23 protein-coding genes and 1 other RNA gene are annotated in these 24670 nt (G+C 65.1%); 16 read left to right on the forward strand and 8 right to left on the reverse strand.

Going from position 1 to position 24670, the window contains the following annotated elements; genetic code table 11:
* Nucleotides 1–180: 180 nt before the first annotated feature.
* From CFR76_RS07150 to thyX, 3 genes are all read right to left on the reverse strand, one after another.
* The gene (locus CFR76_RS07150) at nucleotides 181–798 is read right to left on the reverse strand and encodes an MlaC/ttg2D family ABC transporter substrate-binding protein (RefSeq protein WP_110556520.1); all 618 of its coding nucleotides are present in this window, start codon (nucleotides 796–798) and stop codon (nucleotides 181–183) included.
* A gap of 13 nt (nucleotides 799–811) precedes the next feature.
* Nucleotides 812–1549, reverse strand: coding sequence for an MlaA family lipoprotein (locus tag CFR76_RS07155; protein ID WP_110556625.1), 738 nt, complete (start codon nucleotides 1547–1549; stop codon nucleotides 812–814).
* Between the two features lie 422 nt (nucleotides 1550–1971).
* Nucleotides 1972–2922 (reverse strand): FAD-dependent thymidylate synthase, encoded by a 951-nt coding sequence (gene thyX / locus CFR76_RS07160; protein ID WP_167402075.1) that lies wholly within the window; start codon nucleotides 2920–2922, stop codon nucleotides 1972–1974.
* 370 nt (nucleotides 2923–3292) lie between these two features.
* Between thyX and ssrA the strand changes: the two genes are divergently transcribed.
* From ssrA to CFR76_RS07180, 4 genes are all read left to right on the forward strand, one after another.
* Nucleotides 3293–3612: a transfer-messenger RNA gene (gene ssrA / locus CFR76_RS07165) on the forward strand.
* Nucleotides 3613–3808: 196 nt separating this feature from the next.
* Nucleotides 3809–4396 (forward strand): SspB family protein, encoded by a 588-nt coding sequence (locus tag CFR76_RS07170; protein WP_110556522.1) that lies wholly within the window; start codon nucleotides 3809–3811, stop codon nucleotides 4394–4396.
* 103 nt (nucleotides 4397–4499) lie between these two features.
* Nucleotides 4500–6152 carry a fumarate hydratase gene (locus tag CFR76_RS07175; protein WP_110556523.1) on the forward strand — a complete coding sequence of 551 codons (1653 nt, stop codon included), beginning with the start codon at nucleotides 4500–4502 and terminating at the stop codon, nucleotides 6150–6152.
* 64 nt (nucleotides 6153–6216) lie between these two features.
* Nucleotides 6217–6609: a VOC family protein gene (locus tag CFR76_RS07180; protein ID WP_110556524.1), complete on the forward strand. Its 393-nt coding sequence runs from the start codon at nucleotides 6217–6219 to the stop codon at nucleotides 6607–6609.
* A gap of 132 nt (nucleotides 6610–6741) precedes the next feature.
* On the opposite strand, the gene CFR76_RS07185 is transcribed toward CFR76_RS07180, so the two are convergent.
* Nucleotides 6742–7236, reverse strand: a complete 495-nt coding sequence (locus CFR76_RS07185; RefSeq protein ID WP_110556525.1) for a kinase inhibitor — start codon at nucleotides 7234–7236, stop codon at nucleotides 6742–6744.
* A 67-nt stretch (nucleotides 7237–7303) separates the two neighbouring features.
* Nucleotides 7304–7531 carry a hypothetical protein gene (locus tag CFR76_RS07190; protein WP_025439670.1) on the reverse strand — a complete coding sequence of 76 codons (228 nt, stop codon included), beginning with the start codon at nucleotides 7529–7531 and terminating at the stop codon, nucleotides 7304–7306.
* A gap of 200 nt (nucleotides 7532–7731) precedes the next feature.
* Here CFR76_RS07190 and queA point away from each other — a divergent pair, with 200 nt between their 5' ends.
* From queA to CFR76_RS07215, 5 genes are read left to right on the forward strand one after another with little or no spacing between them, the layout of a single operon-like run.
* A complete protein-coding gene (gene queA, locus CFR76_RS07195) occupies nucleotides 7732–8790 on the forward strand; it encodes a tRNA preQ1(34) S-adenosylmethionine ribosyltransferase-isomerase QueA (protein ID WP_110556526.1) in 1059 nt (352 codons plus the stop codon).
* The gene (gene tgt, locus CFR76_RS07200) at nucleotides 8787–9947 is read left to right on the forward strand and encodes a tRNA guanosine(34) transglycosylase Tgt (protein ID WP_110556527.1); all 1161 of its coding nucleotides are present in this window, start codon (nucleotides 8787–8789) and stop codon (nucleotides 9945–9947) included. Before queA ends, tgt begins: the two co-directional genes overlap by 4 nt.
* On the forward strand, nucleotides 9947–11023 hold the full coding sequence (queG, locus tag CFR76_RS07205) for a tRNA epoxyqueuosine(34) reductase QueG (protein WP_110556528.1): 1077 nt from the start codon (nucleotides 9947–9949) through the stop codon (nucleotides 11021–11023). Before tgt ends, queG begins: the two co-directional genes overlap by 1 nt.
* A gap of 20 nt (nucleotides 11024–11043) precedes the next feature.
* On the forward strand, nucleotides 11044–11325 hold the full coding sequence (locus CFR76_RS07210; protein WP_110556626.1) for a ribbon-helix-helix domain-containing protein: 282 nt from the start codon (nucleotides 11044–11046) through the stop codon (nucleotides 11323–11325).
* Nucleotides 11326–11351: 26 nt separating this feature from the next.
* A complete protein-coding gene (locus CFR76_RS07215) occupies nucleotides 11352–12167 on the forward strand; it encodes a TerB family tellurite resistance protein (RefSeq protein WP_110556529.1) in 816 nt (271 codons plus the stop codon).
* A gap of 98 nt (nucleotides 12168–12265) precedes the next feature.
* Here the strand turns inward: CFR76_RS07215 and CFR76_RS07220 are convergent, their stop codons facing one another.
* A complete protein-coding gene (locus CFR76_RS07220) occupies nucleotides 12266–13555 on the reverse strand; it encodes an Mrp/NBP35 family ATP-binding protein (RefSeq protein ID WP_110556530.1) in 1290 nt (429 codons plus the stop codon).
* 107 nt (nucleotides 13556–13662) lie between these two features.
* Between CFR76_RS07220 and CFR76_RS07225 the strand changes: the two genes are divergently transcribed.
* From CFR76_RS07225 to CFR76_RS07240, 4 genes are all read left to right on the forward strand, one after another.
* Nucleotides 13663–14826, forward strand: a complete 1164-nt coding sequence (locus CFR76_RS07225; RefSeq protein WP_110556531.1) for an OpgC family protein — start codon at nucleotides 13663–13665, stop codon at nucleotides 14824–14826.
* 78 nt (nucleotides 14827–14904) lie between these two features.
* On the forward strand, nucleotides 14905–16488 hold the full coding sequence (locus CFR76_RS07230) for a DegQ family serine endoprotease (protein WP_110556532.1): 1584 nt from the start codon (nucleotides 14905–14907) through the stop codon (nucleotides 16486–16488).
* A 5-nt stretch (nucleotides 16489–16493) separates the two neighbouring features.
* Nucleotides 16494–17621: an FUSC family protein gene (locus CFR76_RS07235; protein ID WP_110556533.1), complete on the forward strand. Its 1128-nt coding sequence runs from the start codon at nucleotides 16494–16496 to the stop codon at nucleotides 17619–17621.
* Nucleotides 17622–17650: 29 nt separating this feature from the next.
* Nucleotides 17651–19114 (forward strand): mannitol dehydrogenase family protein, encoded by a 1464-nt coding sequence (locus CFR76_RS07240; RefSeq protein WP_110556534.1) that lies wholly within the window; start codon nucleotides 17651–17653, stop codon nucleotides 19112–19114.
* 135 nt (nucleotides 19115–19249) lie between these two features.
* On the opposite strand, the gene CFR76_RS07245 is transcribed toward CFR76_RS07240, so the two are convergent.
* Complete coding sequence (locus tag CFR76_RS07245; RefSeq protein WP_110556535.1) at nucleotides 19250–19792, reverse strand: GNAT family N-acetyltransferase; 543 nt, start codon at nucleotides 19790–19792, stop codon at nucleotides 19250–19252.
* 81 nt (nucleotides 19793–19873) lie between these two features.
* Between CFR76_RS07245 and CFR76_RS07250 the strand changes: the two genes are divergently transcribed.
* The 3 genes from CFR76_RS07250 to mdoH all read left to right on the forward strand — a co-directional run bounded on the left by CFR76_RS07250 (nucleotide 19874) and on the right by mdoH (nucleotide 24025).
* The gene (locus CFR76_RS07250) at nucleotides 19874–20218 is read left to right on the forward strand and encodes a winged helix-turn-helix domain-containing protein (protein WP_025439659.1); all 345 of its coding nucleotides are present in this window, start codon (nucleotides 19874–19876) and stop codon (nucleotides 20216–20218) included.
* 136 nt (nucleotides 20219–20354) lie between these two features.
* Nucleotides 20355–21860, forward strand: coding sequence for a glucan biosynthesis protein (locus CFR76_RS07255; protein WP_110556536.1), 1506 nt, complete (start codon nucleotides 20355–20357; stop codon nucleotides 21858–21860).
* Complete coding sequence (gene mdoH, locus CFR76_RS07260) at nucleotides 21848–24025, forward strand: glucans biosynthesis glucosyltransferase MdoH (protein ID WP_110556537.1); 2178 nt, start codon at nucleotides 21848–21850, stop codon at nucleotides 24023–24025. Before CFR76_RS07255 ends, mdoH begins: the two co-directional genes overlap by 13 nt.
* A gap of 19 nt (nucleotides 24026–24044) precedes the next feature.
* Here the strand turns inward: mdoH and CFR76_RS07265 are convergent, their stop codons facing one another.
* Nucleotides 24045–24494 (reverse strand): hypothetical protein, encoded by a 450-nt coding sequence (locus CFR76_RS07265; protein ID WP_110556538.1) that lies wholly within the window; start codon nucleotides 24492–24494, stop codon nucleotides 24045–24047.
* Between the last annotated feature and the right edge of the window lie 176 nt (nucleotides 24495–24670).

Below are 24670 nucleotides of genomic sequence, written 5' to 3' on the forward strand. Positions count from 1 at the left end.
AACGCATCGGCTCACTCATCAAAGGCTTCTCACCACAGGAATGTGCCAACTACCTCAAAAACTCAGGATATGCATCAACCTAATCACAGAATGCTCTAAGAAAAAGTATTTTGTTTTAAAAAAGAAGAAATACCGGCATTCCCAATGCTACCTGACCCTACTTGGCAGGGCAGGAGAACTCTAGTGATGGTTTGCGATCTGCTTGTCCAGCGCATGCAGCAGGGCATCCACATTGCCGCCATTGCGTGCGATGAAGGAGCCGTAATCCTGCCGCTGGGTCAGGCGCAGACTTGCCCCTTCGCCCACCACATCCACGACCTTCGGGCTGCCGCTGGTTGTGCTGATGATCCACTGGGTATCCGCGCCTGGCTGGCCGGGGCGGTTGATGACGGTGGACACGGCCGTGTCCTCGCCCGCGGGGGCGCTGGAACCCACCACGAAGGTCACGCCGCGATAATCGCCGATCTTGTCGGTAATGGCGTTGACCAGCACCTGGTGGAACAGCTTGATGTAGCGCGCCTGCTGCTCCGGCGTTGCGGTGCGCCAGTAGCGGCCAAGGCAGTAGCGGCCGATCGCATCCACATCCACATACTGTTCCAGAAGGGGCAGGATATCCTGCTTCTTCTTTTCCAGCGGGATATCGCTGTTGACCACGCCAACCAGCTTGTTGCCGAACATGGTGACGAAGGAACGGGCCTGCGCGCTGGCATCAACCGCCCATGCTGAAGCAACAGGCATGGCGGCGGCGGTCGCTGCCAGCAGAGCCAGTGCATGGCGACGGGGGATGGATGTCTGCATCGCTGTGTCCCTTTTATCTGTTGTGGTACCAGTCGGGCACGGTGGCCCGATGGTCGTTCTTTATGTTTTCCGCCATTGCCTTGCGCTGCTGCTGGTAGGCACTGCGGATGGTGGCGTAGGGATCAAGCGAATCCTTCATGACCTGGTCCAGCGCGTCGACATTGGTGGCCATGCCGTTGATGGTGCCCATGATATTATAGGCCCAGTTGAAGGTCAGCAGCCCGTAACCCCGGGGCACGTAGTTCCACGGTGACAGGCCGACGTCGATGCCATAGCCGACCCCGTCACGGAACGAGGACGGACCCAGCACCGGCAGGAACAGGTAGGGGCCGGATGGCACGCCCCACGTCGCCAGCGTCAGGCCGGCGTCGTTGTCGTGGTGCTTGTAGCCGGCGTAATTGGCCACGTCGATCAGGCCGCCGATGCCGACCGTCATGTTGATGCACCACCGCACGAAGGCGTCGCCCGCGCGGCGGGGCTTGCCCGCGCCCACGTCGTTGAAGAACACGACGGGTTCGTTCATGGTCTGGTACAGCCCGCCGATCGAATTGCGCAGCGGGCGCGGCACGGCCCAGATATAGGCCTTCGCCACCGGGCGCAGGGTGTATTTGTTGGCCCACATGGTCAGGTCGAAATTCTTGCGGTTCAGCTTTTCGTACCTGTCGTTGGCTTCCTTGTATTCAGCCAGCGCGTCCGGGTCCTTGGGGGGCGGGGTTGCGCATGAGGCAAGCCCGAGCAGCCCAAGCGCCAGCCCGGCCACGCGAAGCGACGAGCGACGCGGGGACGGGAACGGGCGGGACGACCAAGAATTCGATCCTGTCTCTGCGCGCATACTCGTTTCCGCTTCCCTCTGTATTCGCTTGCCCGCCATGCTGGCATGGCGGGATGGCCCAATGTGTTTGCAAGAATCCCGAACCGGGCAATGACGCCCCTTTCTTGCGTCACTCTCTAGCATGGGATTGCTGTTGTGCAATCCGCTTGCCACGGGATGGGGGCATATTGTGTCTGCCCTGCATGGGGAACATGGGACAAAGCCTGCCCTGAAGCGACCATGGGACGGGGGAAGCTGGCAGAATTGCCGCGCTGAGTGTGACGTAAAATCCACAATGCCTTTAACGCCATGTCGCTGGCGCGGTGGCACTCAATCACGATTTGTTGAAGGTGCGGCGGCCCTCAGCGGGCAAGATTTGGCGCGATTTCGGGGAACAGTTCCGCCAGTTCCCGGATCTCGCGCTTTGACAGGCCGGCCTGCGCCGGATCGACGGGCTGGCCGCCCATGGCCGCGCGCAGCACCTTCAGCGCGGGACCGGACAGCAGGACCGCGTCCCGCATGTAATCGGTGAAGGCTTCGTATGTCAGCGGCGCCCATTTCTGCACGATCTGTAGGATGGCGTCGGCATAGGCGCGGATTTCGTACTGCGCGTGGCTGTCCGCGCGCAGGCGCAGGAAGTGCAGAAGGTTCCACAGGTTAATCTGCCAGTAGAACTGGGTCATGATGTTGACCGGCAGGTTCATGCGCGCCAGTTCCCGCGCGATGGCCGGACGGCCCGGGTCGCGCCTTTCGCCGTTTTCGTCCTCGTTGAGCAGGTCGAGGTAATGGTCATAGCAGCGCGATGCGTCATCACGCAGGATATCCAGCACCTGCCGCGCCTGTTCGGGCGGCAGGGCATCGGCCCGGCCCTGCTTGTTGTTCGTAGACTGGGCGGCGATGTCCTCGGGGCGGGGGAAATAGAATTCCTTTTCCAGCACCGAATAGCGGGCCGAGTATTCGTTGATGCTGGCGGTGCGGTGGCGGAACCACTGGCGGGTTACGAAAATGGGCGCGCGCACATGCAGTTTCAACACCGCAAGCTCGAACGGGCTGGTGTGGCGGTGGCGCATGAGGTAGCGGATCAGCCCCCGGTCATCGGACGTGCTGCGCGTGCCCTTGCCGTAGGAGACGCGCGCCCCCTGCACGATCCCGCTATCGCCGCCCATGTAGTCCACCGCGCGGATGAAGCCGGTTTCCAGCACGGGAATGGGGGCGTACAGCACGTCCTCCATCGCGGGGACGACAAGGCGGCGCGTCTGCGCCCATCCGGCGCGGGCTGCCTCGATTGCCGATTTCTGCTCACTGGAAAACATGTGTCGCCCCGTCCCGTCTGTGTCGATCATAGCAAAGGACGCGGGCCATACCATACGGGGCATGGCATATCCAAGACGCCAGCCCGTAATGGTCGCCCGCGTGGCCTGTCGCGCTCCTGTGGCTGTGGCCCGTCCTTATGGCGGCATCATGGCGCGGGCCGGGCGCACGGGGCCAGCGGTTTTTCATGAAAGGCCAGGGCCTGGGGCCACCCGGCCGCGCCATCACGCGACCGGCGCGCGGCGGGTTTGGCACGCCCTGCCGAAACGGGGCGGCCACCGGGCCTGGACAAAACCGGGCCTGGACAAAAAAATATCCATCCCCCTTTCGGGCGCGGCAATCCCACCCCGTGCGCCGCCACCGGCCCTGCCGCCCCTTGCCAGATGTGCGGCCAGACCCTATATCCCGAAATGCCGGAGGGGCTTGCCCCTTGGCTATGGCGATAAACGGCGCGTGGAATAAGTGTTGTGGACCCGGGGGCGGTACCCGGCGTCTCCACCAATTTCCCCTGATGGGGAACATGGGGACGAAACAGGCTCGACACGCATGGTAAAGACCCGCCTTTTGCCCGGCATTGTACCACCGTTATCGGGCTAAATCACAAGTGCCAATGATAACTCTGAGGTGCTCGCTGTCGCTGCATAAGCGATAAGCGCGGTTCGGGAGGGCACCGGGCAACAGAAGCCCTCCCACCTCGTCTGCTGTTCATGTTAGGTTGATGGCGCGGTATCCGCTTCGTGAAGGGATGCCCGGCCTCAGTGGCTTGCCACGCCATGAAGTTTGACGCACAGCTTGAAGCTGTGGCACGGCGTGGCCTGAACCCGCATGTCTGCAAAAATCCGGTCCGGCGGGGAAACCGTCCGGGCGGATGTACGGAGAAGTCCGATAATGTCCGATGATCACGACGAGGAAAACGGTTTTGACACCGCCATTCCCGACAGCCTCATGCCCTATGATTCCTGGATCGAGGATGCCTACCGGCAGGTCATGCTGCGCGCGCTCGACTACGCGACGGCGCAGGGACTGCCGGGTGATCATCATTTCTACCTGACATTCAGGACCGACTGGCCGGGTGTTGAAATGCCCGACCGCCTGCGTGCCCAGTACCCGCACGAAATCACCATCGTCCTTCAGCACCAGTTCTGGGACCTGAAGGTGGACCGCGCGCGCCAGATCATATCGGTCGGGCTGTCATTCGGGGGGATTCCCTCCACGCTGGTGATCCCGGTGGCGGCCGTATCCGCCTTCGCCGACCCGCATATCCGCCTTGCCCTGCGCTTTACCGTGCCCGAACAGCCGCCCGTGGCTGCCGCGGCGCCCAACGTGGTGCCGGTCCAGCCCGCGATTGCGGACACGGCGCAGGCTGCCCCCGCCACCGATACGGCAGCGGACGGCGCGGATGCGGACAAGGGCGAAGGCTCGCAGGTTGTCAGTCTCGCCGCCTTCCGCAAGAAGGGGCCGGGGGGACCGGGCTGAGCCACATCTTCCATCCGGGCGCGCCGGATGCGCCGGGCGCGCCCTGAACCTGAACGCCGCCACCCGGAAGCAATCCGGGGGAAAAAAGGCAGGAGACCGTCCGTTGAATGTATCCGCACCCACGCGCAAGCCATTTGTCTATGGCCCGCTGTTCCCGCTGCATGATGATGACACACCGTGGAAGAAGCTGGAGATCGGGGGGATTACCACCTCGGTCCTTGGTGGCCGCACGGTGGTCCATGTCCGCCCCGAAGCACTGACCGCGCTGGCCGCCCGCGCGTTCAACGACGTGGCGCACCTGCTGCGTCCCGGCCATCTGGCGCAGCTTGCCAAGATCCTGAAGGACCCGGAAGCGTCGGAAAACGACCGTTTCGTGGCGCTGGACCTGCTCAAGAACGCCTGCATCGCCGCAGGTGGCGTGCTGCCCATGTGCCAGGATACCGGCACCGCCATCGTATATGGCAAGAAGGGCCAGCGCGTATGGGTGGACGGCAATGAGGAGGAAGCCTTCTCCCGCGGGGTGTACGACACCTATACCGGCACGGCGCTCCGGTATTCGCAGATGGCGCCGGTCTCGATGTTCGAGGAGGTGAACACCGGCACCAACCTGCCGGTGCAGTTCCATATCTCGGCCACACCCGGTGACTACCATGCCGAGCAGATGGACCTCATGTTCATCGCCAAGGGCGGCGGGTCGGCCAACAAGACCTTCCTGTTCCAGGAAACCCGCGCCCTGCTGTCGGGCAAGGAAAACCTGCTGAAATGGCTGGATGGCAAGATCCGCACGCTGGGCACGTCCGCCTGCCCGCCGTACCACCTGGCCGTGGTGATCGGCGGCATGTCGGCCGAGCAGAACCTCGAGACCGTGAAGCTTGCCTCCACCCGCTGGCTCGACAGCCTGCCGACCGAAGGCAGCGCGCATGGCCACGCCTTCCGTGACCTGGAGATGGAAGCGGAAATCCACAAGCTGACCCAGCGCCTGGGGATCGGCGCGCAGTTCGGCGGCAAGTATTTCTGCCACGACGTGCGCGTCGTGCGCCTGCCGCGCCATGGTGCGTCGCTGCCGGTGGGGATCGGGGTTTCGTGCTCGGCTGACCGTCAGGTCAAGGCACGGATTACCGCCGACGGCGTATTCCTTGAACAGCTTGAGACCGACCCCGCCCGCTTCCTGCCCGAAACCACGGATGACGATCTGGATGGGGAGGCGGTGCAGATCGACCTGAACCAGCCGATGGATGAAATCCGCCGCAAGCTGTCGCAGTATCCCGTGCGCACGCGCCTGTCGCTGACCGGCACGATGGTCGTGGCCCGTGACATCGCGCATGCCAAATTCCGCGAACGGCTGGAAAAGGGCGAGGGCCTGCCCCAGTACCTCAAGGATCATCCCGTCTATTACGCCGGCCCCGCCAAGACGCCCGAAGGCATGCCCACCGGCTCCTTCGGTCCCACCACGGCGGGCCGCATGGACAGCTATGTGGCCATGCTGCAGAAGGCTGGCGGATCGTATGTCATGCTGGCCAAGGGCAACCGCTCAAAAGCCGTGCGCGATGCGTGCAAGGAATATGGCGGTTTCTACCTTGGTTCCGTAGGCGGCCCCGCCGCCCGTCTGGCGCAGGACTGCATCCGCAAGGTCGAGGTGCTGGAATACCCCGAACTGGGCATGGAAGCGGTGTGGAAGATCGAGGTCGAGAATTTTCCGGCCTTTATCGTGATCGACGACAAGGGTAATGATTTTTATGACGGCCTGACTGGCTGAACGTACCCCCTGCGGTGCGTCCGGCCTGCCTGTCGGGCCGGACAACCGGAGGTTTGAGAGCGCCATGCGTTTTACCGTCGATCGTCTTGACCACCTTGTGGTGAGTGTCCGCGACCTTGAGGTCTCGGCCTCGTGGTTCCAGCGCGTGCTGGGCATGGAGCGCGAGGAATACGGGCGCAACAACCGCACGGCGCTGAAATTCGGTGGCCAGAAAATCAACCTCCGCCCCTACGGGGCCGAGGGCTGGACCACGGCGGACGATGCGCTGCCCGGCACCAACGACCTGTGCTTCACCACCGCGCTGAACAGTGTCGATGTGATCGAGCACCTTGAAAAATGCGGCGTCCGGGTGACCGAGGGGCCGGTGGCCCGCCTTGGCGCGCTCGGGCCGGTGACATCGGTCTATTGCAACGATCCCGATGGCAACCTGATCGAGATCGCGTCCTATCAGGGGTAATGTGTGGTAAAGGTTTTTGGTGAAGCTTTTTTCAAAAAGCTTCAGGGAACGCCGCCTTTCTGACAAAAGGCGGCGCCCCAAAACTGTTTTGTCCCTATCAACCGTTTATCGGGTCAACGCCCTTGCGGGCCGTCATTTCGGCTGCCTGCCAAACACGGCGGTCAGCCTGGCGGACCCAAGGCTGTGCTGGTTGATGACAAAGCCCACCATGGCGCCCGATGCATCATTGGGCAGTTCGATGCGTTCGATATCCAGCGCATGGATGGTGAAAATGTAATGGTGGTCCGGCCCCGGCGGGGGGGCTGCGCCACCATAGACATTGCCGCCAAAATCGGTGCGCGTCATTTCGGCGGGTTCGGGCAGGTTGTTGTCACCCGATCCGGCGCCCGCGGGCAGGGACGACACCGTGGCGGGAATGTTGATGACAACCCAGTGCCACCAGCCCGAACCCGTGGGCGCGTCGGGGTCGTACAGGGTGATGGCGAAGCTCTTGGTGCCGGCGGGCGGGTCCTGCCATGCCAGCGGCGGCGAGATATTGCCGCCCGAATAGCCCATCCCGTCGAACACCTGTGCTGCGGGCAGGCGGTCGCCATCGTGGAAGGAACGGCTTGTCAGTGTAAAGGTCATGTCGGTTTCCTGCTTTCCGCGCGGTGCGCCGCGCGGATAGGGGTCAACGTTGGCCGGGGGGCGGCCGTTACCAGTTCTGGCTGATCAGCCAGAATTCTTCCGATGTCAGGGTGATGACCTGGTCGCCGTTCTTGCTTTCGGCGGCGGCGCGGGCCAGGGCCTCGATGCGCTGGATCATCAGCGTCTTGCGCTGGTAGGTCTCGTTGCGGTCCTTTTCCTCGACCGATTCCAGCACCTGCAGCGCGGTATGGCAGGCGCGGGTAATGCGGGCGGCATCAAGTGCGGCATAGGACATGGGTCTTCTTCTCCATCTGTCTGATGACCCGGCGGGAACCGGGTTCATGGAATTCCCGTGCGGGAATCGCTGCCTTATTCTGGCTTCCCCGGCTGCGTCTGTCCAACATCGCCATGCGGCGGGCCTATGGCTGGCCGCTTTGTTGCAATGGTGACAGTTCGGGCTGGCAAGTATGGTGCGGATTCCGTAAAGGGAGCCGCATGACGGACCTGGTTTCTGATTTCGACTTTACCCTGCCGCCGCAGAACATCGCCGACCATCCGGCCCGCCCGCGTGACAGCGCGCGCCTGCTGGACGTGCCGGTGGATGGCCCCTTCCTCGACCGCCACGTGCGCGACCTGCCGGGGTGCCTGCGCGCGGGCGATATCCTGGTGGCCAATGATACGGCGGTGATCCCGGCGCAGTTGCAGGCCATGCGGGGAGACGCGAAGATCGGCATCACGCTGGACCGCATCCTGCCCGATGGCACATGGCACGCGCTGGCGCGCAATGCCCGCCGTCTCCGTCCCGGTGATGTGCTGGCCTTTGGCGCATCCCCTGTCACGGCGCAGGTGATCGCGCGTGGGGAAGGGGGCGACGTGACCCTGCGTTTCAGCGCGGAAGGGGCGGCATTCGACCAGTTCCTGCATGATGTGGGCCACCTGGCCCTGCCACCCTATATCGCCCGGCCCGACGGTCCCACGGACGAGGACCGGAAGGATTACAGCACCATCTTCGCCCAGCACCGTGGCGCGGTGGCCGCCCCCACGGCGGGGCTGCATTTCACCCCTGGGCTGCTGGCGGGGCTGGATGCGGCGGGTGTCATTCGCCAGACGCTGACGCTGCATGTCGGCGCGGGCACGTTCCTGCCCATGCGCAGCGACCAGATTTCCGCCCACCGCATGCATGCCGAACGCGGCACGATTTCCCCCCATGCCGCAGCCCGCATCAATGCCGCCCGCGCGGCGGGGGGGCGGATTGTTGCGGTTGGCACCACCTCGCTGCGCCTTCTGGAAAGTGCGACGGATGAAGACGGCATCGTCCACCCCTTCCATGGCGAGACGTCGATCTTCATCCGCCCCGGCTACCGTTTCCGCGCGGTGGACATGCTGCTGACCAATTTCCACCTGCCGCGCTCGACGCTGTTCATGCTGGTCTGCGCCTTTGGCGGGTATCATCGCATGAAGGCGGCCTATGCACACGCCATCGCCAGCGGCTACCGCTTCTATTCCTATGGCGATGCCTGCCTGCTGCGCCGCACCGAAGGAGACCTGCCATGACCACATTCCGCTGGCGGCCCGAAGCCCGCGCGGGCCATGCCCGCGCCGGCTGGCTGGACACCGCCCATGGCAGCGTGCCGACACCCACCTTCATGCCCGTTGGCACCGTTGGCACCGTCAAGGCCATGACGATGGACAGCGTGCGGTCCACGGGTGCTGGCATCGTGCTGGGCAATACCTATCACCTGATGCTGCGGCCCGGGGCGGAACGGGTGCGCGCGCTGGGCGGGCTGCACCGGTTCATGGACTGGCCGGGGCCGATCCTGACCGATTCGGGCGGGTTCCAGGTCATGTCGCTTGGGCCGCTGCGCAAGCTGGATCAGGACGGGGTGACGTTCCGCTCGCATATTGACGGCTCGAAGCACCGGCTGACGCCCGAACGCTCGACCGATATCCAGCACGCGCTCGATGCCACCATCAGCATGTGCTTTGACGAATGCCCAGCACTACCTGCGGCCCCCGACGTGATCGCGAAATCCATGCGCATGTCCATGCGCTGGGCCGAACGCTGCCGCACGGCGTTTGTCCAGCGCCCCGGCTACGCGCAGTACGGCATCATCCAGGGCGGGACCGAGCCGGAACTGCGCGCCGAAAGCGTCAGGGCGCTGACCGGGATCGGCTTCGAGGGCTATGCCATTGGCGGCCTTGCGGTGGGGGAAGGGCAGGATCTCATGTTCTCGACCCTTGACTCGACCGTGCCGCTGATCCCCGATTCCAGCCCGCGTTACCTTATGGGCGTCGGCACGCCCGATGACCTGCTTGGCGCCGTGGAACGCGGCGTGGACATGTTCGACTGCGTCATGCCCACGCGCGCGGGGCGAACAGCGCGCGCCTATACCGAACGGGGCACGCTGAACCTGCGCAATGCCCGCCATGCCACCGATTCGCGGCCCATTTCGCCGCATTGCGACTGCCTGGCCTGTTCGCGCCACAGCCGCGCCTACCTGCATCACCTGTTCCGGGCGAATGAAATCCTCGGCCCGATGCTGCTGACATGGCATAACCTTGCCTATTACCAGCGGCTCATGCGCGGGATGCGGGCGGCGATCGTCGATGGCGCGTTCACCGCCCATGCCGGCCACCTGCGTGCTGAGTGGGCGATGGATGACTGGAGTGGTGATGAAATGCCCTTTCCCGACATTCCCCCGGTGGCCTGATGCCGTCCGCGCCGTCCGGCCCTGACCCCGTGCGGATGGCTGCGCGGATTGCCGGCCATGCGCGCGACCTGGGTTTTGACGCGGTGGGATTCGCGCCCGCACGCCTTGATGATGCGGTGCGTAATCGTCTGGCCATGTTCGTGGAAAACGGATTCGCGGGCGGCATGGGCTGGATGGCGCAGCGCATGGAACAGCGCGGCGACCCACGCGCGCTGTGGCCCGAAGTGCGCAGCGTCATCGCCCTTGGGCTGAATTACGCGCCCGAAGGTGATGCGCTGGCCACGACCCGCGTGCCCGATGCGGGCAATATTTCCGTCTATGCCCGCAACCGCGATTACCATGACGTGGTCAAGGGGATGCTCAAGCACCTTGCGCAGTTCGTGGTGGGTGAAGGACGGCGGCAGGGCATGGACGGCACGCAGGTGAAGGTCTTTGTCGATACCGCCCCGGTGATGGAAAAGCCGCTGGCGCAGAACGCGGGCCTGGGCTGGCAGGGCAAGCATACCAGCCTTGTCTCGCGCCGGCATGGCAGCTGGCTGTTCCTTGGCGAGGTCTATACCACGCTGGACCTGCCGCAATCGGCCCCGTCGGGCGGGGGCTGTGGCAGTTGCACCCGCTGCCTTGTGGCCTGCCCGACCGATGCGTTTCCCGCCCCCGGCGTGATGGATGCGCGGCGGTGCATTTCGTACCTGACGATTGAAAACCGCGACCCGATTCCCGAGGCGCTGCGTCCCGCCATGGGCAACCGCATCTACGGGTGCGATGACTGCCTGGCCGTCTGCCCGTGGAACCGCTTTGCCGCAGCCACGAACCACATGAAACTGGCCGCGCGTGACGACCTGCGCGCGCCTGCGTTGCAGGACCTTGCCGCACTGGATGATGCCGGATTCCGCGCACGGTTTTCCGGCTCCCCCATCAAGCGCATTGGCCGGAACCGTTTCGTGCGCAACGTGGCTGTGGCCATCGGCAACAGCGCCCAGCCCGCCCTGCGCCCCAGTGTCGCGGCATTGTGCGACGATGCCGACCCGGTGGTGGCGGATGCCGCGCGCTGGGCCACGCTCAGGCTGCCCCGGTGACGGAGCCGGAGGCCACGGGCATGCCGCTGCCCGCGCAGCGTGGCGCGCGACTGCTGCGCAAGCGCAGCCTCAACCTGTCGGGGCATCGCACCAGCGTGGCGCTGGAGCCGGAGTTCTGGCACGCCCTGCGCCTGATCGCGCAAAAGCGTGGCCTGACCCTTGCCGGGCTGGTGGGGCGCATTGACGCCGCCCGCCCGCCGGACCGCCCGCTGGCATCCGCGCTGCGGGTGGAGGCATTGCGGGAATGGATGCCTGCATTGCCGGAAATCGCTGGTGCGGACAGGGAAGATCAGTTGGGTTGACCGGGCATCCGTGCTAGCGTTGGGGCATGGCAATCTGGGGCAAACTTTTTGGTGGCGTTGCGGGGTTCGCGGTTGGCGGCCCCATGGGCGCCGTCGTGGGCACGGCGCTGGGTCACGCGGCGGATAATGGCTCCCTGCTGGAAACGCCGGCAGGGGGATGGACCGACCGCTGGGGGCCGCGGCTGAACGCGGACCCGAATGGCGCGGCAACCTTCATGGCGGCCAAGATGGCGGCGGTGATGGGCAAGCGCGACCAGATGTACGGGCTGGTCATCATCATCCTGTCCGCCAAGATGGCGAAGTGCGACGGGCCGGTGAACCGCGCCGAAATCGATGCCTTCAAGCGCCGTTTCCACCTGCCGCCCGAAAACATGCGCGAAGTCGGCCGCCTGTTCGACAGCGCGCGCCAGCGCACCGATGACTACCGTGCCTTCGCCACCGAACTGGGCCGCGCCTTCGCCAACAAGACCGGCATGCTGGAAGACGCGCTGGCGTCCCTGTTCGTGATCGCGCGCGCGGATGGCGCGGTCAATGCAAGCGAGGAAGCCTTCCTGCGCGGGGTGCACAGGGCCTTCAACCTCAGCCCCGGTGCATGGGAGCGCGCGCGTGACGGCGGTGCGCGACCGGGCGTGAGCGAGGTTGACGCTTACGAGGTGCTGGGTATCTCACGCGATGCCAGCAATGACGAGGTCCGCGTGGTCTGGCGCAGGCTGGTGCGCGAACACCATCCCGATATCATGACCGCACGTGGTGCCACCCCCGCGCAACAGGCGCAGGGTGCGGCCCGCATTGCCCAGATCAATGCGGCGTGGGACCGGATCAAGCGCGACCGCAGGCTGTAAGAAATCGTGGAAGGTTTTGGTGAAGCTTTTTTCAAAAAGCTTCGAAAGACACCGCCTTTTTGAAAAAAGGCGGCACCCGGAAGAACTTTTATTCCTCTTTACTGGTCCGCCTGGCGCGTGGCCTTCTTTTTCTGTTCCAGCAGGCGACGCAGCGCGCCGCCAACCGTATGGGCCAGCGCGCGATAGGCCAGCCCCGCCGGGCTGTCGGGGGCGGCGACCACGATCGGCGCGCCATTGTCGGCACTGGCGCGGATATCGGCCAGCAGCGGGATTTCACCCAGGAACGGCACGCCCATCTTTTCCGCCTCCGTCCTTGCCCCGCCATGGCCGAACAGTTCGGTGCGGTGGTTGCAGTTGGGGCAGCAGAAATAGGACATGTTTTCCACGACACCCAGCACCGGCACGTTCATCTTCTCGAACATGGCAACCCCGCGCCGGGCGTCCAGCAGGGCGATATCCTGCGGGGTGGAAACGATCACTGCGCCAGCCAGCGCGGTTTTCTGCGCCAGTGTCAACTGCGCATCCCCCGTGCCCGGCGGCATGTCCACCACCAGCACGTCCAGCGCGCCCCATTCCACATCGCCCAGCAACTGCCCGATCGCCCCCATGACCATTGGCCCGCGCCAGATCATGGCCTTGCTTTCATCCACCAGCATGCCGATCGACATGGCGCTGATGCCCCATTTATGCGGCGGGATCAGGCGGCCGTCACGCACTTCGGGCTGGTCGCCAACACCCATCATGCGTGGCAGGGAAGGGCCATGCACGTCCGCATCCAGCAGCCCGACCTTCAGCCCCTCCAGCCCCAGGCCCACCGCCAGGTTGACGGCCGTGGTGGACTTGCCCACGCCCCCCTTGCCCGATGCCACGGCAATGACCACGCCCACGTCTGGCGGCAGCGGGCCGGTGGCGGCCTTTGGCGCCTTGCCCCCAAGGTTGAGGGGACGGTGGCCGCCGCCGGTGGGCGCAGGCGCCGCCTGTGGCGCGGGCGTGGCGGGTGCCGGGCGGTGCGCGGTCAGGATGACGCTGGCCGCCGTGCAGCCGGGAACCGCGGCCACAAGGGCACGTTCCAGTTCGGGCAGCAGTGGTTGCAGCGATCCCGCCCGCGTGCGGTCGGTCGCGATGGCGACATGCAGGACGCCATCACGCACCATGAAGGCATCCAGGCTGCCCATATCCGCAACACTGATGGCATGATCCGCGGTGCGCACATGTTGCAGCACGGTTTCGATGGTTGCCCTGTCGGGACTGGTCATGGTTGTGCGCTCCCTGCTGTCTGCTCTCTGGCCCGTGCGGGTATAGAAGGGGCGACCCATGGTGGTCGAGTCATGAAACGGTGGGCACCCGCCCGCATGCCACCCATATGTCATGCCCGGCATGCGGGGCATCCCTGCCATTGAGGGAATGGCTGGCTGCGCGGTTTGCTGCTTTACGCTCGCTGCGCCAGGATGGTTGCAGCCATTTCTGTGCATCGTTCAGGCGGACAGGGGACACGATGGGCATTTCCACTTCGCGGGGGGCGACACCCCACCGGCGCGATCACCGGATCGATGCGCTGCGCGGGGTGGCGCTGCTCATGATGTGCATCGACCATATCCCGCAGGATGTGCTGAACCGCTTCACCATGCGCAATATAGGCTTTGCCGACGCGGCGGAGGTGTTCGTGCTGCTGGCGGGCTATGCCTCGTGGCTGGCCTATGGCCGCGCGTTTGGCAGGAAGCAGCCGGTCATGTCGGTGCTGGCGCGGATCGGGCGGCGGTGCTGGCAGCTTTACGTATTCCAGATGGTGATGGTGGTGGTGTGCATTTCCACCATCCGCATATGGCGGCATTTCTGGCCGGTGCCGGTCGATTTCCTTGAACCCGAACTGGCGCATGGGCTGGATTCGGCATGGCGGGTGCTGTCATTGCAGGCCTTGCCGGGCAACCTGAACATCCTGCCGCTTTATATCGTGCTGCTGCTGGGGTTCGCGCCCCTGTACGCGCTGCTGCGTGGGGTGGGGACGCCCGTGGTGCTGGGGATGAGCGGGGCGGTCTGGCTGCTGGTCAACCTGGACCCGCGCCTGAACTTTCCCAACTGGCTTGACCCCGACGGGTGGTATTTCGACCCGCTGGCATGGCAGTTCCTGTTCGTGCTGGGGGTGTGCGGGGCGCGGGTTGCGGGGCAGCATGATGGCAGCCTGCCGCGTTCGCGCGTGCTGGCGGCGGTGTGCGGGCTGTACCTGGTCTTTTCCTTCGTGCAGTCCTTTCCCTGGACGGACTGGGGCTTTGCCGACCTGCGGCCCGTCGGCATGGCGGTGCCCGACAAGATGATCCTGGCCCCGTGGCGGCTGCTGGATGTGCTGGCGCTGTTCTACCTGGTGCAGTCCTCGCCACGGGCCACCGTGCTGGCGGGGACGCGGGGCGGCCAGCTTATGGCGCTGTTCGGGCGGCATTCGCTGGAAATCTTTACCGCAGGCACGCTGGTGGACCTGTACGCGCGTCTGGTGCTGACCAGTTTCGGCACCGGCTGGGTCATGCAGGTGGTGGTGAACGTGGTGGGGTTCGTGGTGCTGCTGTGGGTGGCGCGCAACCGCGAACGCGCCCGCGTGGCGGCCCGCAGGCCCGCGCCACCCAAACCCGATGGCCTGCCCGCGCACGCGCCGCTGTGCCGGAACTGAGGCCGTGGTTTCCGCGCGCATGAAGGGCATGGTATAGGGTAGCGCGTCAGATCCAGTTCAGCAGGATATATAAGCCCCATGTCCTTTCGTGCCGCTGCCTTTTCCCGATCCTGCCTTGCCATGGGGCTGGTTACGGCCCTTGGGGGGCATGCCGCGCGCGCGGCTGATCCCGCCCCCGCCCCGAATGCGGCGCCCGCCGGCGCGCCGCCTGCCGCCACGGCCCCCCTGCGCCTGCCGGGCGAGGGGCGGAACATGCCCGACAGCTTTGCCGATCTTGCGGCGAAACTGCTGCCCGCCGTCGTCAACGTGTCCACCACCGAGATGGTCCGCCCCGGCGAGGATGATGACGATGGCGACGATGGGGACAGCACGCCACAGGTGCCCAATTTCCCCGAAGGGTCACCGTTCGAGAAATTCTTCCACGACTTCATGAACCGGCAGGACAGCCCCAACGCGCCACCGCGCAAGATGCAGGCGCTGGGGTCGGGCTTCATTATCGACCCTTCGGGCGTGATCGTGACCAATAACCACGTCGTGCGCCATGCCGACCAGATCACCATTACTCTTCAGGACAATACCGTGCTCAAGGCGCGCCTGCTGGGCCATGACGACCGCACCGACCTTGCGGTGCTGAAGGTGGACAGCCCCAGGCCGCTGCCCGCCGTGCCCTTTGGCGACAGCGACCATGCGCGCGTGGGCGACTGGGTGCTGGCCATCGGCAACCCGTTCGGCCTGTCGGGCACGGTGACGGCGGGCATCGTCTCCTCACGCGGGCGCAATATCGAGCAGGGTCCGTATGATGATTTCATCCAGACCGACGCGCCCATCAACAAGGGCAATTCCGGTGGCCCGCTGTTCAACCTGAACGGGGAGGTGATCGGCATCAACACTGCCATCTTCTCGCCTTCGGGCGGGTCGATCGGGATCGGGTTTTCAATCCCTTCGGCCGAGGCGCAGGGCATCATCGAACAGCTTCGCCGCCATGGCCGCGTCACGCGCGGGTGGATTGGCGTGCGCATTCAGGACGTGACGCAGGAAATCGCCGATGGGCTGGGCCTGAAAAGCGCGCATGGCGCGCTGATCGCGGGGGTGGAGCCGAAGGGACCGGCGGCGATGGCCCACCTGCAGACGGGTGATGTGATCCAGAGCCTGAACGGCAAGGAAATCGATGGCCGCGCCCTGCCGCGCCTTGTGGCCGAGCTTGCCGGCGGCAGCGTGGCCCATCTGGGGATCTGGCGCAAGGGCCAGGAGATGAATGTCGCCATCACCATCGGCGCCCTGCCCGAGGAAAAGGCCGACAAGGCCGATGGCGCCAGCCAGCCCGCGAAAAAACCGGCACAGGGCAGCATGGCCATTACCGGCATGGGCTTTACGGTGGGTGATCTGGATGACATCGCGCGCCAGAAATACAACATGGCGGAAGGGCAGAAGGGCGTGCTGGTCACCGGCGTGACCGATGACAGCCCGGCCGCCGAACGCGGCCTGCGCCCCGGTGACGTGGTGACCGAGGTGCAGCAGTCGGCCGTGAACACGCCGGCCGACCTGCGCCGCCAGCTTGACACGGCCCGCAGCCAGCACCGCAAGACCGTGCTGTTCCTGGTGCAGAATTCCGATGGCCTGCGCTGGGTGCCCTTTCCCCTGCCGGATGGCGCCGGGCACTGAACCGCATGCAGGAACGCCTGAAGACCCTGCTGCTGTCCATCATGCGGCGGGGGACATGGCGGCAGGTCGTGCGGATGAACGTCTCGCTCATCCTGTCGGGTATCATCGCCACCATCATCCATCTGGATGAACCGGTCTGGGCGCTGATCACGTCGGTCATCGTCATTACCCAGACCCGCCTGACCCAGACGCTATCCACCGGGCGCGAGCAGATCGTGGGCACGTTGATCGGGGCTGCGGCCGGCATGTCGGCCATCGCGCTGGAACAGTGGTGCGCGCTGTCGGTGGGCATGGTGTTCTGGGTCATGCTCATGCCGCTGGCGGTGCTGGTGGCGCTGCGGCCCAAGATGCGGGTGGCCATTGTCACGCTCATGGTCGTGCTGCTGTTTCCCGCCACGGGGGAACCGTTCTCAAGGCCGTTGCAGCGTATCGCCTCGATCATGACGGGTGTTGTGGTGTCGTTCGCGGTCTCGTTCTTCGTACTGCGCAACGAGGCGCGGCGCGAGGTGCTGCGCAATGCCGCAAGCCTGCTGCGCCGCCTGTCCGACCTGCTGTCCACGGCGCTGCACCAGCATCCCGACCATGACGCGCTGGGCACGGTGGATGTGATGTGTCGTTCCCTGTTGCAGGACATCAATGACGGCGTGCAGGAGGCGGAGGTCGAACATCCCGGGTCACTGGCGCGGCATGATCCGCTGGTGATGCGCCTGCCGGGGCTTTTGCGCCGGGTCCGTTCCGATGCCATCTTCATTTCACGCGCGGCGGTGGAAGGCGAAACCGCCCGGACGGGCGACATCCTGCAGCAGGAGCGTGACATGCTGGCGCGGATACTGGGCCAGATGGCCGATCGCTGCGATATGCTGGCCGCGTCCCATCGCGGGCGCGTGCTACCCGATGACGGCATGCGTGATATTCTGGATGAACTGGAACGCCAGGGGGAACACTGGACCCCTGTCATGCGTTTTGCCATCGGGCTGCTGCACGCCGACATGCGGCTTGCCGTGCGCAATATCTGGTCGGACGGGCAGATGGATGACGGGTCGTTCCCGCTTTCGGACCATCCGTTCCAGTCCGGTGCTGCGTTCGAGCCTGCCCCCACCGATACGGTCGTGACGCGACAGGGCGGGGGCTGACACCACAACCAAGGAGTGCAAAAGGCACCATGCTGAACGAAAAAACCCTGAATCACCTTCCCGCCAGCGTCCAGCCGCTGCGTTACAGGCGGGAGGAAGTGGGGCGAGGGATCGTTCATTTTGGTGTCGGCAACTTCTTTCGCGCGCATGAGGCGTGGTACGTCAACAGGTGCCTCGCCCTGCCGGGGCAGTCCCAATGGGGCATCGTGGGCGTGGGGCTGGGCGGTGGTCCGCGCGGCGAGGCCAAGGCCCATGCCTTCACGCAGCAGGACTGCCTGTATTCCCTGACGGACGTGGCGGCCGATGGCGCGCGCACGGTCTCCATTATCGGTGCGCTGCGTGAATACCTGCTCGCACCTGCCGATCCCGAAGCCGTGCTGGCCCGCCTTGCCGACCCGCGGACGCGCATCGTCAGCATGACGATCACGGAAGGCGGCTACAACATCAACGAGGAAACCGGGCAGTTCCGCCTCGACACCCCCGCCGTGCAGGCCGACCTGAAGACCCCCCGCCGCCCCGCCACCGTGTTCGGCTATGTGGTCGAAGGGCTGCGCCGCAGGCGCGAAGCGGGTGCGGGGCCGTTTACCGTCCTGTCCTGCGATAACCTGCGCAGTAACGGCCATGTCGCGCATGAGGCGTTCGTGGGCTACGCCCGCGCGCTGGATGCGGACCTTGCCGAATGGATCGACGCGAATGTGACCTTCCCCTGTTCCATGGTGGACCGCATCACGCCGGGGGTGGATACCGCAACCCGCAATGCCCTGAACGAAGCAAGTGGCCTGGATGACGACCTGCCGGTACTGGCGGAGGATTTCAGCCAGTGGGTGCTGGAGGACAGTTTCTGCAATGGCCGCCCCGCGCTGGAACGGGTGGGGGTCGAATTCGTGGATGATGTGGCGGGGTATGAGCAGGTGAAGGTGCGCATGCTCAATGCGGCGCATGTGCTGCTGGGTGCCGCGGGCCTGCTGCTGGGGCATCGCTATGCGCATGAAACGGTGGAGGATGCCGATCTGGTCCGCCTGGCCAACGCGTACTGGACAAAGGACGCGATGCCGCAGATCGATGCCCCGGCGGGCGTGGACCTGGATGCCTATCGCAGGCGCCTGCTCAGCCGGTTTTCCAACCGCGCCGTGGCCGATACGCTGCTGCGGATCTGTAGCGATGGCGCATCCAAGGTGCGGGTGTTCTGGACCGATACCGTGCGCCGGTCACTGGACAGCGGGCATGACCTTGACCGGATCGCCTTCGGCATCGCCGCCTATCTGGAAATGCTGCGCGGGCAGGATGAAAAGGGCCAGACCTACGCCCCGATCGAACCCACGCTGGATGCCGACCAGATCGTGCTGGCCAATGACCGTGACCTTGCGGCCGCCCTGGTCCTGCCTGCCTTTGATGGCTGGCGGGACATGGACACCACCGCGCTGGATGCGGCGGTTGTCGCCGCGCGCAGGGCCATCCGGGATCGCGGCGTGCGGGCCAGTCTGCCAGCATAAGCGACTGTTTCAGAACAGACTGGCAATAATAAATAATAAAAGTTTTTGGGTGTCGCCTTTTTTCAAAAAGGCGACGTTCCCTGAAGCTTTTTGAAAAAAGCTTCACCAAAAACTTTATTTATTTTCAAATTGTTATTATATATTCGTCGTCGTGAAAAGGGCGCGGCGCATGGGGCAGGCATCCGCCCCGTAGGATGCGGTAATGTCCGCCGGGACTCCGGTCATGGGTTCGAACCCCATATGCGCCCAGACCGGGCGTGCCCCTTCCGCCGCCATCAGTGCCATCCACCCCACGCCATGGTCGCGGGCGCGCCGTGTCAGGATGCGCAGGGCGTCATGCATCGCGCCCCGCCCGCGCAGGGCGGGGGAGATGGCGATGTCGTGCAGGTACCAGCAATCCACCCGCGGCGGCAGGCGGCGCAGGTAGGTGTCCAGCGCCGGCGGGCGGTCCATGCGCCACGGATGGCTCAGGACATAACCGCCCGGTTTCCCCCATGCATCGGGCAGGACCAGGCACCCCGCCGGGCACAGCCTGCGGCGTTCATCCAGCACATCGGCCCGTTCGGGGCAGTCGGGATGCATGGCGGTGGCCAGCGCCATGACGGCGGGCAGATCCCGTGCCCCCATGGGCCGCCATGCGCCCGACAGTGGCCCCGATGGGGAAATGGGCTGGGTCATTGCGGGAAAATTCCGTTTCAGGTGAGGCCGTTTCCGGTAGTAAGGGGCAATGATAGAGCTGTGGCCAGGAGTTTTGAAACCATGACAGAAATGCGCCTGACATTACGGGTGGACGCGAATGGCTCGCCCCTGCTGGGGCATGGCAAGATCAAGCTTCTGGAACAGATTGGCCAGACCGGGTCCATTTCGGCCGCGGCACGGGCCATGGGCATGTCCTATCGCCGCGCGTGGCTGCTGGTCGAGGCCATGAACACGACCTTCGTGCGGCCGCTGGTCTCCGCCCGGCCCGGCGGGGGCGGGGGGGCCGGCCTGTCGCCCGAAGGTGAAGCCGTATTGCGGTTGTACCGTGAAATCGAACACTCCGCGCGTGTCGCCGTGCAGGGACCGCTGGAAACCTTGGCGGCCATGTGTTCGCCCCCGCCGTGAAAAAGCCTCAGGCAGCCGTGATCAGGGGTGTTCCGGCATCATTTTTGCCAATTGGTAAAAATCATGTGCCAATACGTTTGGACAAGTAAACAAGAAGAATGAACTGGAGTTAAACTCAGTGTTACGACGTGATTTCATGAAAGCGGGAACAGCCCTGTCCGCCGTGACCCTGGCGGGGATGGGCGCCACGCGCCCCGCCCGCGCGACGCAGAGTGGCAATTTCGATTCCACCACGGTGCGCACGCTGGCGCACCAGCTGTCGCAGCAGGCATACCAGGCCCCGTCACAATCCCTGCCTTCCGCGCTGCGTAACCTGAATTTCGACCAGTACAATTCCATGGCCTTCCGTTCGGAACAGGCCCTGTGGCATGGCGAGAACCTGGGCTTCGATGTCGAATTCTTTCCGCGTGGCTACCTGTATGCCCCGCGCATCGACATGAATGAAGTCATTGACGGGCAGTCCCGGCCCATTGCCTTCAGCCCCGACATGTTCACCTATAACGATCCCGCCCTGCGGGTGAGCGAGGATATCGGCTTTGCCGGCCTGCGGCTGCGCGCGCCGATCAATACGCCCGGCGTGATGGAGGAATTCTGCGTCTTCCTTGGCGCGTCCTATTTCCGCGCGGTGGCGAAGGGGCAGAATTATGGCCTGTCCGCGCGTGGTTTCGCCAATGGGACCGGCGACCCGAAGGGGGAGGAATTCGCCCTGTTCCGCGCCTTCTGGCTGGAAAAGCCCAAGGCGGGCGTGGATAGCGTGGTCATCCACGCGTTGCTGGACAGCCCATCCCTGGTGGGGGCGTTCCGCTTCACCATTCGCCCCGGTGAGACGACGGTCTTTGATGTCCAGTCCTATCTCTATCCTCGCAAGGCGATTGCGGAATCCGGCATAGCACCCCTGACGGGCATGTTCTATTTCGATGCCAATGACCGTACGCGCGTGGATGACTGGCGCCCCGCCGCCCATGACAGCGAGGGCCTGTCGATGTGGACGGGCAGTGGCCAGCAGTTGTGGCGGCCGCTGCGCAACCCGCGCGACCTGCAGTTTTCCGCCTTCAGTGACGTGCGCCCGCACGGCTTTGGCCTGATGCAACGCAAGCGCGCCTTTACCGATTTCGAGGACGTGTCGCTGAATTATGAAAAGCGCCCCTCGCTGTGGATCGAACCGATCGGGGACTGGGGGGCAGGGTCGGTGGACCTTGTGGAAATCCCGACCCCGAACGAGGTGAATGACAATATCGTCGCCTTCTGGCGGCCGCAGGACGCGCTGGCGGCGGGGCATGAATATGTGTTCACCTATCGCATGTACTGGGGGTGGGATACGCCATGGCCCACCAAGCTGGCCCGTATTTCCGCCACCCGCGTGGGGGAGGCGACGGATGATTCGCATACCCGTTTCTTTGACCTCGATTTTGTGGGCACACCCTTCGACACCCTGCCTGAAAAACCGCATTTCCACCTGCAGTGCCGTACGTCGGCAGGTGAAATCCGCAATGTGGTGGTCGAGCCGGTTCCCCCCATCCATGGCTGGCGCAGCACGTTCGAATTCGCGCCCGGTGACGCCAAGGTGGCGGAACTGAACTGCGTGCTGGCCGACGACAACGGACCAGTGTCGGAAGAATGGGTCTATCGATGGACACCCTAGCCGCGAACGCGCCATCCGGCCCGGCGGCGGGCCAGCCCGCGCCGCTGCTGCCGCAGGGGTGGCGCGCCCTGCCGCCCGCAGCCCCGCTGGACATGCCGGTCCATCCGCTGGGGGCCGCGCCCGACCTGCATGGGCGTGGCCCGGTGCCGCCCACCGAATGGCGGATGATCCACCTGCGCCGCCTGCTGGTGATCGGCGGCGCCGTGGTCATGACCGGGCTTGCCGGTTACGAAATGGACCTGGTGTTCAATGCCGTGCAGCGCTCGGTGGCGGGCATGGTGATGCTGGTGCTGTTTGTCACGCTGTTCCTGTGGATCGCGCTGGCCTTTACCTCCGCGCTTGCGGGGTTTGGCTCCATGCTGGCGCATGGCGGGCTTGGGCTGGGGATCGAGCGCGGCGGCGCGCTGCCGCGCCTGGCCACCCGTACCGCGCTGCTCATGCCGACCTATAACGAGGACCCCGGCCGTGTCATGGCCGGCCTGCGCGCCACCATCGACAGCCTTGCGGCCACCCGGCAGGAACGCGCGTTTGACGTTTTCATCCTGTCGGATACCACGGACCCCGATGTGTGGGTGGCCGAGGAAGCCGCCTACATGGCCCTGTGCCGCGCCACCGGCTGGGGCGGGCGGCTGTTTTACCGCCGGCGCGCGCTCAATACCGACCGCAAGGCGGGCAATATCGGCGAATGGGTGCGCGCCTATGGCGCGGCCTACCAGCAGATGATCACGCTGGATGCCGACAGCGTCATGTCGGGCGACGTGATCGTGCGGCTGACGGCGGCCATGGAGCGCAATCCCGGTGTCGGGCTGATCCAGTCCCTGCCGGTCATTGTCAACGGGCAGACGCTGTTTGCCCGCATGCAGCAGTTCGCAGGCCGCGTCTACGGTCCCCTGATCGCCCATGGCATTGCATGGTGGCACGGGTCGGAAGGCAATTACTGGGGCCATAACGCGGTCATCCGCACCGCGGCCTTTGCCGAACAGGCGGGCCTGCCGCACCTGCCGGGGCGCAAGCCCTTTGGTGGCGCGATCATGAGCCATGACTTCGTGGAAGCGGCGCTGATGCGCCGGGGCGGCTGGGCCATCCACATGGTGCCCGCCCTGGCCGGATCGTACGAGGAAAGCCCGCCATCCCTGACCGACATCGCCATCCGCGACCGCCGGTGGTGCCAAGGCAACCTGCAGCATGCCAAGGTGGTGTCGGCGCGCGGCCTGCACTGGATCAGCCGCATGCACATGCTCATGGGCATCGGGTCGTATGTCACGGCCCCGCTATGGCTGGTCTTCCTGCTGGTGGGGATCGTGGTCTCGCTGCAGAACCGGTTCTACAAGCCGGAATATTTTGGCGATACCAAGCTGCTTTATCCCCACTGGCCACATGTTGACCCGGTGCAGGCGGAATACATGTTCATCGGCACCATGGGCGTGCTGCTGGCGCCCAAGATACTGGCCTACCTGCTGCTGCTGGTTGACGGGCCGCTGCGCCGCGGCTGCGGCGGCGCGATTGCGGCGGCGGCGTCCATCGTGGTGGAAACGGTGGTGGGGGGGCTGCTGGCCCCTGTCGCCATGATGATCCAGACGGCGGGGGTCATTTCCATCCTGCTGGGCCGTGACTCGGGGTGGAACGCGCAGCGGCGTGATGCCGGCGGCCTGCAGGTCATGCAGAACGTGCGGCTGTACATGGTCCATACCATACTGGGTATCGCGTTGGCGGCGGCGGCGTGGAGTGTTTCGCTCCCCCTGTTCCTGTGGATGCTGCCGGTCACGCTGGGGCTGGTCTGCGCCATACCGCTGGCGGTGCTGACGGGCAGCGCGGCCGTGGGGCAGGCGTTCCGGCGTGCCCACCTGCTGCTGATACCCGAGGAAACCGCCCCCCCGCCGGTCCTGCGCGCGGCCGTGGCCTACATGGCGCAGATGGCGGGCCAGCCCGTGCAGGATGCGGTGGCGGCATTGCGCGCGCGGGCAGGTTTGCTGAAGGTGCATGAAATCATGCTGCCGCCGCCCCGCAGGCCGGGTGACCCGATCAATCCGGCCCTGCTGGTCGGCCTGCTGAAACTGCGCGAGGCGCCGGACCTGGCCACCGCCCTGCGTGAACTCAACCGGGCGGAAAAATCGGCCGTGCTGGGCAATGCGGAAGGGCTGCACCTGTTGGCGCGGCTGTCCTGAGCCGGAGCGGGGCGCGTCCTCAGTCGGAGGACGTGCCCTCGGGCGGGGTTGCGATTTCCTCGCCTTCATCCGACCCGTCGACCGACATGATCGCATCAAGCGCGTCACACAGCTTTTTCTGGTTGGCACTGGCCAGCTTGCCGGGGGCGGCGCACAGCTTGGCGGCGTCTGGCACGCAGGATTCGGTTGCGTCCTCGTAATCGGATTCCATGATGTCGTGCGCCAGCGACAGGTTGGGGTTGTGCGCACTGTCCCCCGCTTCCTCAATGACCTTTTCCATCTTGTGCAGGTCTTCAAGCTTGTCGAGGCAGGTCTTGCTGGCCAGGTCCGGCTTCAGGCGCAGGACATCCATCGCGCGCTGCACCTTCTGTGTGGCCAGGCTCTGGCCATGGGCGGGCGCGCAGGCCAGCGCGGGGGAAAGCAGCAAAGCAACCGGCAATGCGGCAAGGCGTATGGAATTGATGTTCACCGTAACCGTTCCGTCTGTCCATGCCCCGGCATGGGAGGGTGCAGCAGGCAATGCCTGTCCCGCACCGGGGTGCGGCCCCGTCCGTGCGCGGGCGGGAAGGGTGACTATGGCAGGAACCCACCCGGGACGGAAGGTGCTGTCCGGTCGTGATGCATATACCGTATGCATAAAAATAT

Origin of the sequence: Komagataeibacter swingsii, from assembly GCF_003207895.1 — a bacterium.
In the GTDB taxonomy this organism is placed as follows: Bacteria; Pseudomonadota; Alphaproteobacteria; order Acetobacterales; family Acetobacteraceae; genus Komagataeibacter; species Komagataeibacter swingsii.

Coding starts and splice junctions, on each gene's coding strand:
- CFR76_RS07150 (WP_110556520.1), bottom strand. CDS start 798: ATGCAGACATCCATCCCCCGTCGCCATGCACTGGCTCTGCTGGCAGCG.
- thyX (WP_167402075.1), bottom strand. CDS start 2,922: ATGTTTTCCAGTGAGCAGAAATCGGCAATCGAGGCAGCCCGCGCCGGA.
- CFR76_RS07170 (WP_110556522.1), top strand. CDS start 3,809: ATGTCCGATGATCACGACGAGGAAAACGGTTTTGACACCGCCATTCCC.
- CFR76_RS07180 (WP_110556524.1), top strand. CDS start 6,217: ATGCGTTTTACCGTCGATCGTCTTGACCACCTTGTGGTGAGTGTCCGC.
- CFR76_RS07185 (WP_110556525.1), bottom strand. CDS start 7,236: ATGACCTTTACACTGACAAGCCGTTCCTTCCACGATGGCGACCGCCTG.
- CFR76_RS07190 (WP_025439670.1), bottom strand. CDS start 7,531: ATGTCCTATGCCGCACTTGATGCCGCCCGCATTACCCGCGCCTGCCAT.
- queA (WP_110556526.1), top strand. CDS start 7,732: ATGACGGACCTGGTTTCTGATTTCGACTTTACCCTGCCGCCGCAGAAC.
- tgt (WP_110556527.1), top strand. CDS start 8,787: ATGACCACATTCCGCTGGCGGCCCGAAGCCCGCGCGGGCCATGCCCGC.
- queG (WP_110556528.1), top strand. CDS start 9,947: ATGCCGTCCGCGCCGTCCGGCCCTGACCCCGTGCGGATGGCTGCGCGG.
- CFR76_RS07210 (WP_110556626.1), top strand. CDS start 11,044: ATGCCGCTGCCCGCGCAGCGTGGCGCGCGACTGCTGCGCAAGCGCAGC.
- CFR76_RS07215 (WP_110556529.1), top strand. CDS start 11,352: ATGGCAATCTGGGGCAAACTTTTTGGTGGCGTTGCGGGGTTCGCGGTT.
- CFR76_RS07220 (WP_110556530.1), bottom strand. CDS start 13,555: ATGCCCCGCATGCCGGGCATGACATATGGGTGGCATGCGGGCGGGTGC.
- CFR76_RS07225 (WP_110556531.1), top strand. CDS start 13,663: ATGGGCATTTCCACTTCGCGGGGGGCGACACCCCACCGGCGCGATCAC.
- CFR76_RS07230 (WP_110556532.1), top strand. CDS start 14,905: ATGTCCTTTCGTGCCGCTGCCTTTTCCCGATCCTGCCTTGCCATGGGG.
- CFR76_RS07235 (WP_110556533.1), top strand. CDS start 16,494: ATGCAGGAACGCCTGAAGACCCTGCTGCTGTCCATCATGCGGCGGGGG.
- CFR76_RS07240 (WP_110556534.1), top strand. CDS start 17,651: ATGCTGAACGAAAAAACCCTGAATCACCTTCCCGCCAGCGTCCAGCCG.
- CFR76_RS07245 (WP_110556535.1), bottom strand. CDS start 19,792: ATGACCCAGCCCATTTCCCCATCGGGGCCACTGTCGGGCGCATGGCGG.
- CFR76_RS07250 (WP_025439659.1), top strand. CDS start 19,874: ATGACAGAAATGCGCCTGACATTACGGGTGGACGCGAATGGCTCGCCC.
- CFR76_RS07255 (WP_110556536.1), top strand. CDS start 20,355: ATGAAAGCGGGAACAGCCCTGTCCGCCGTGACCCTGGCGGGGATGGGC.
- mdoH (WP_110556537.1), top strand. CDS start 21,848: ATGGACACCCTAGCCGCGAACGCGCCATCCGGCCCGGCGGCGGGCCAG.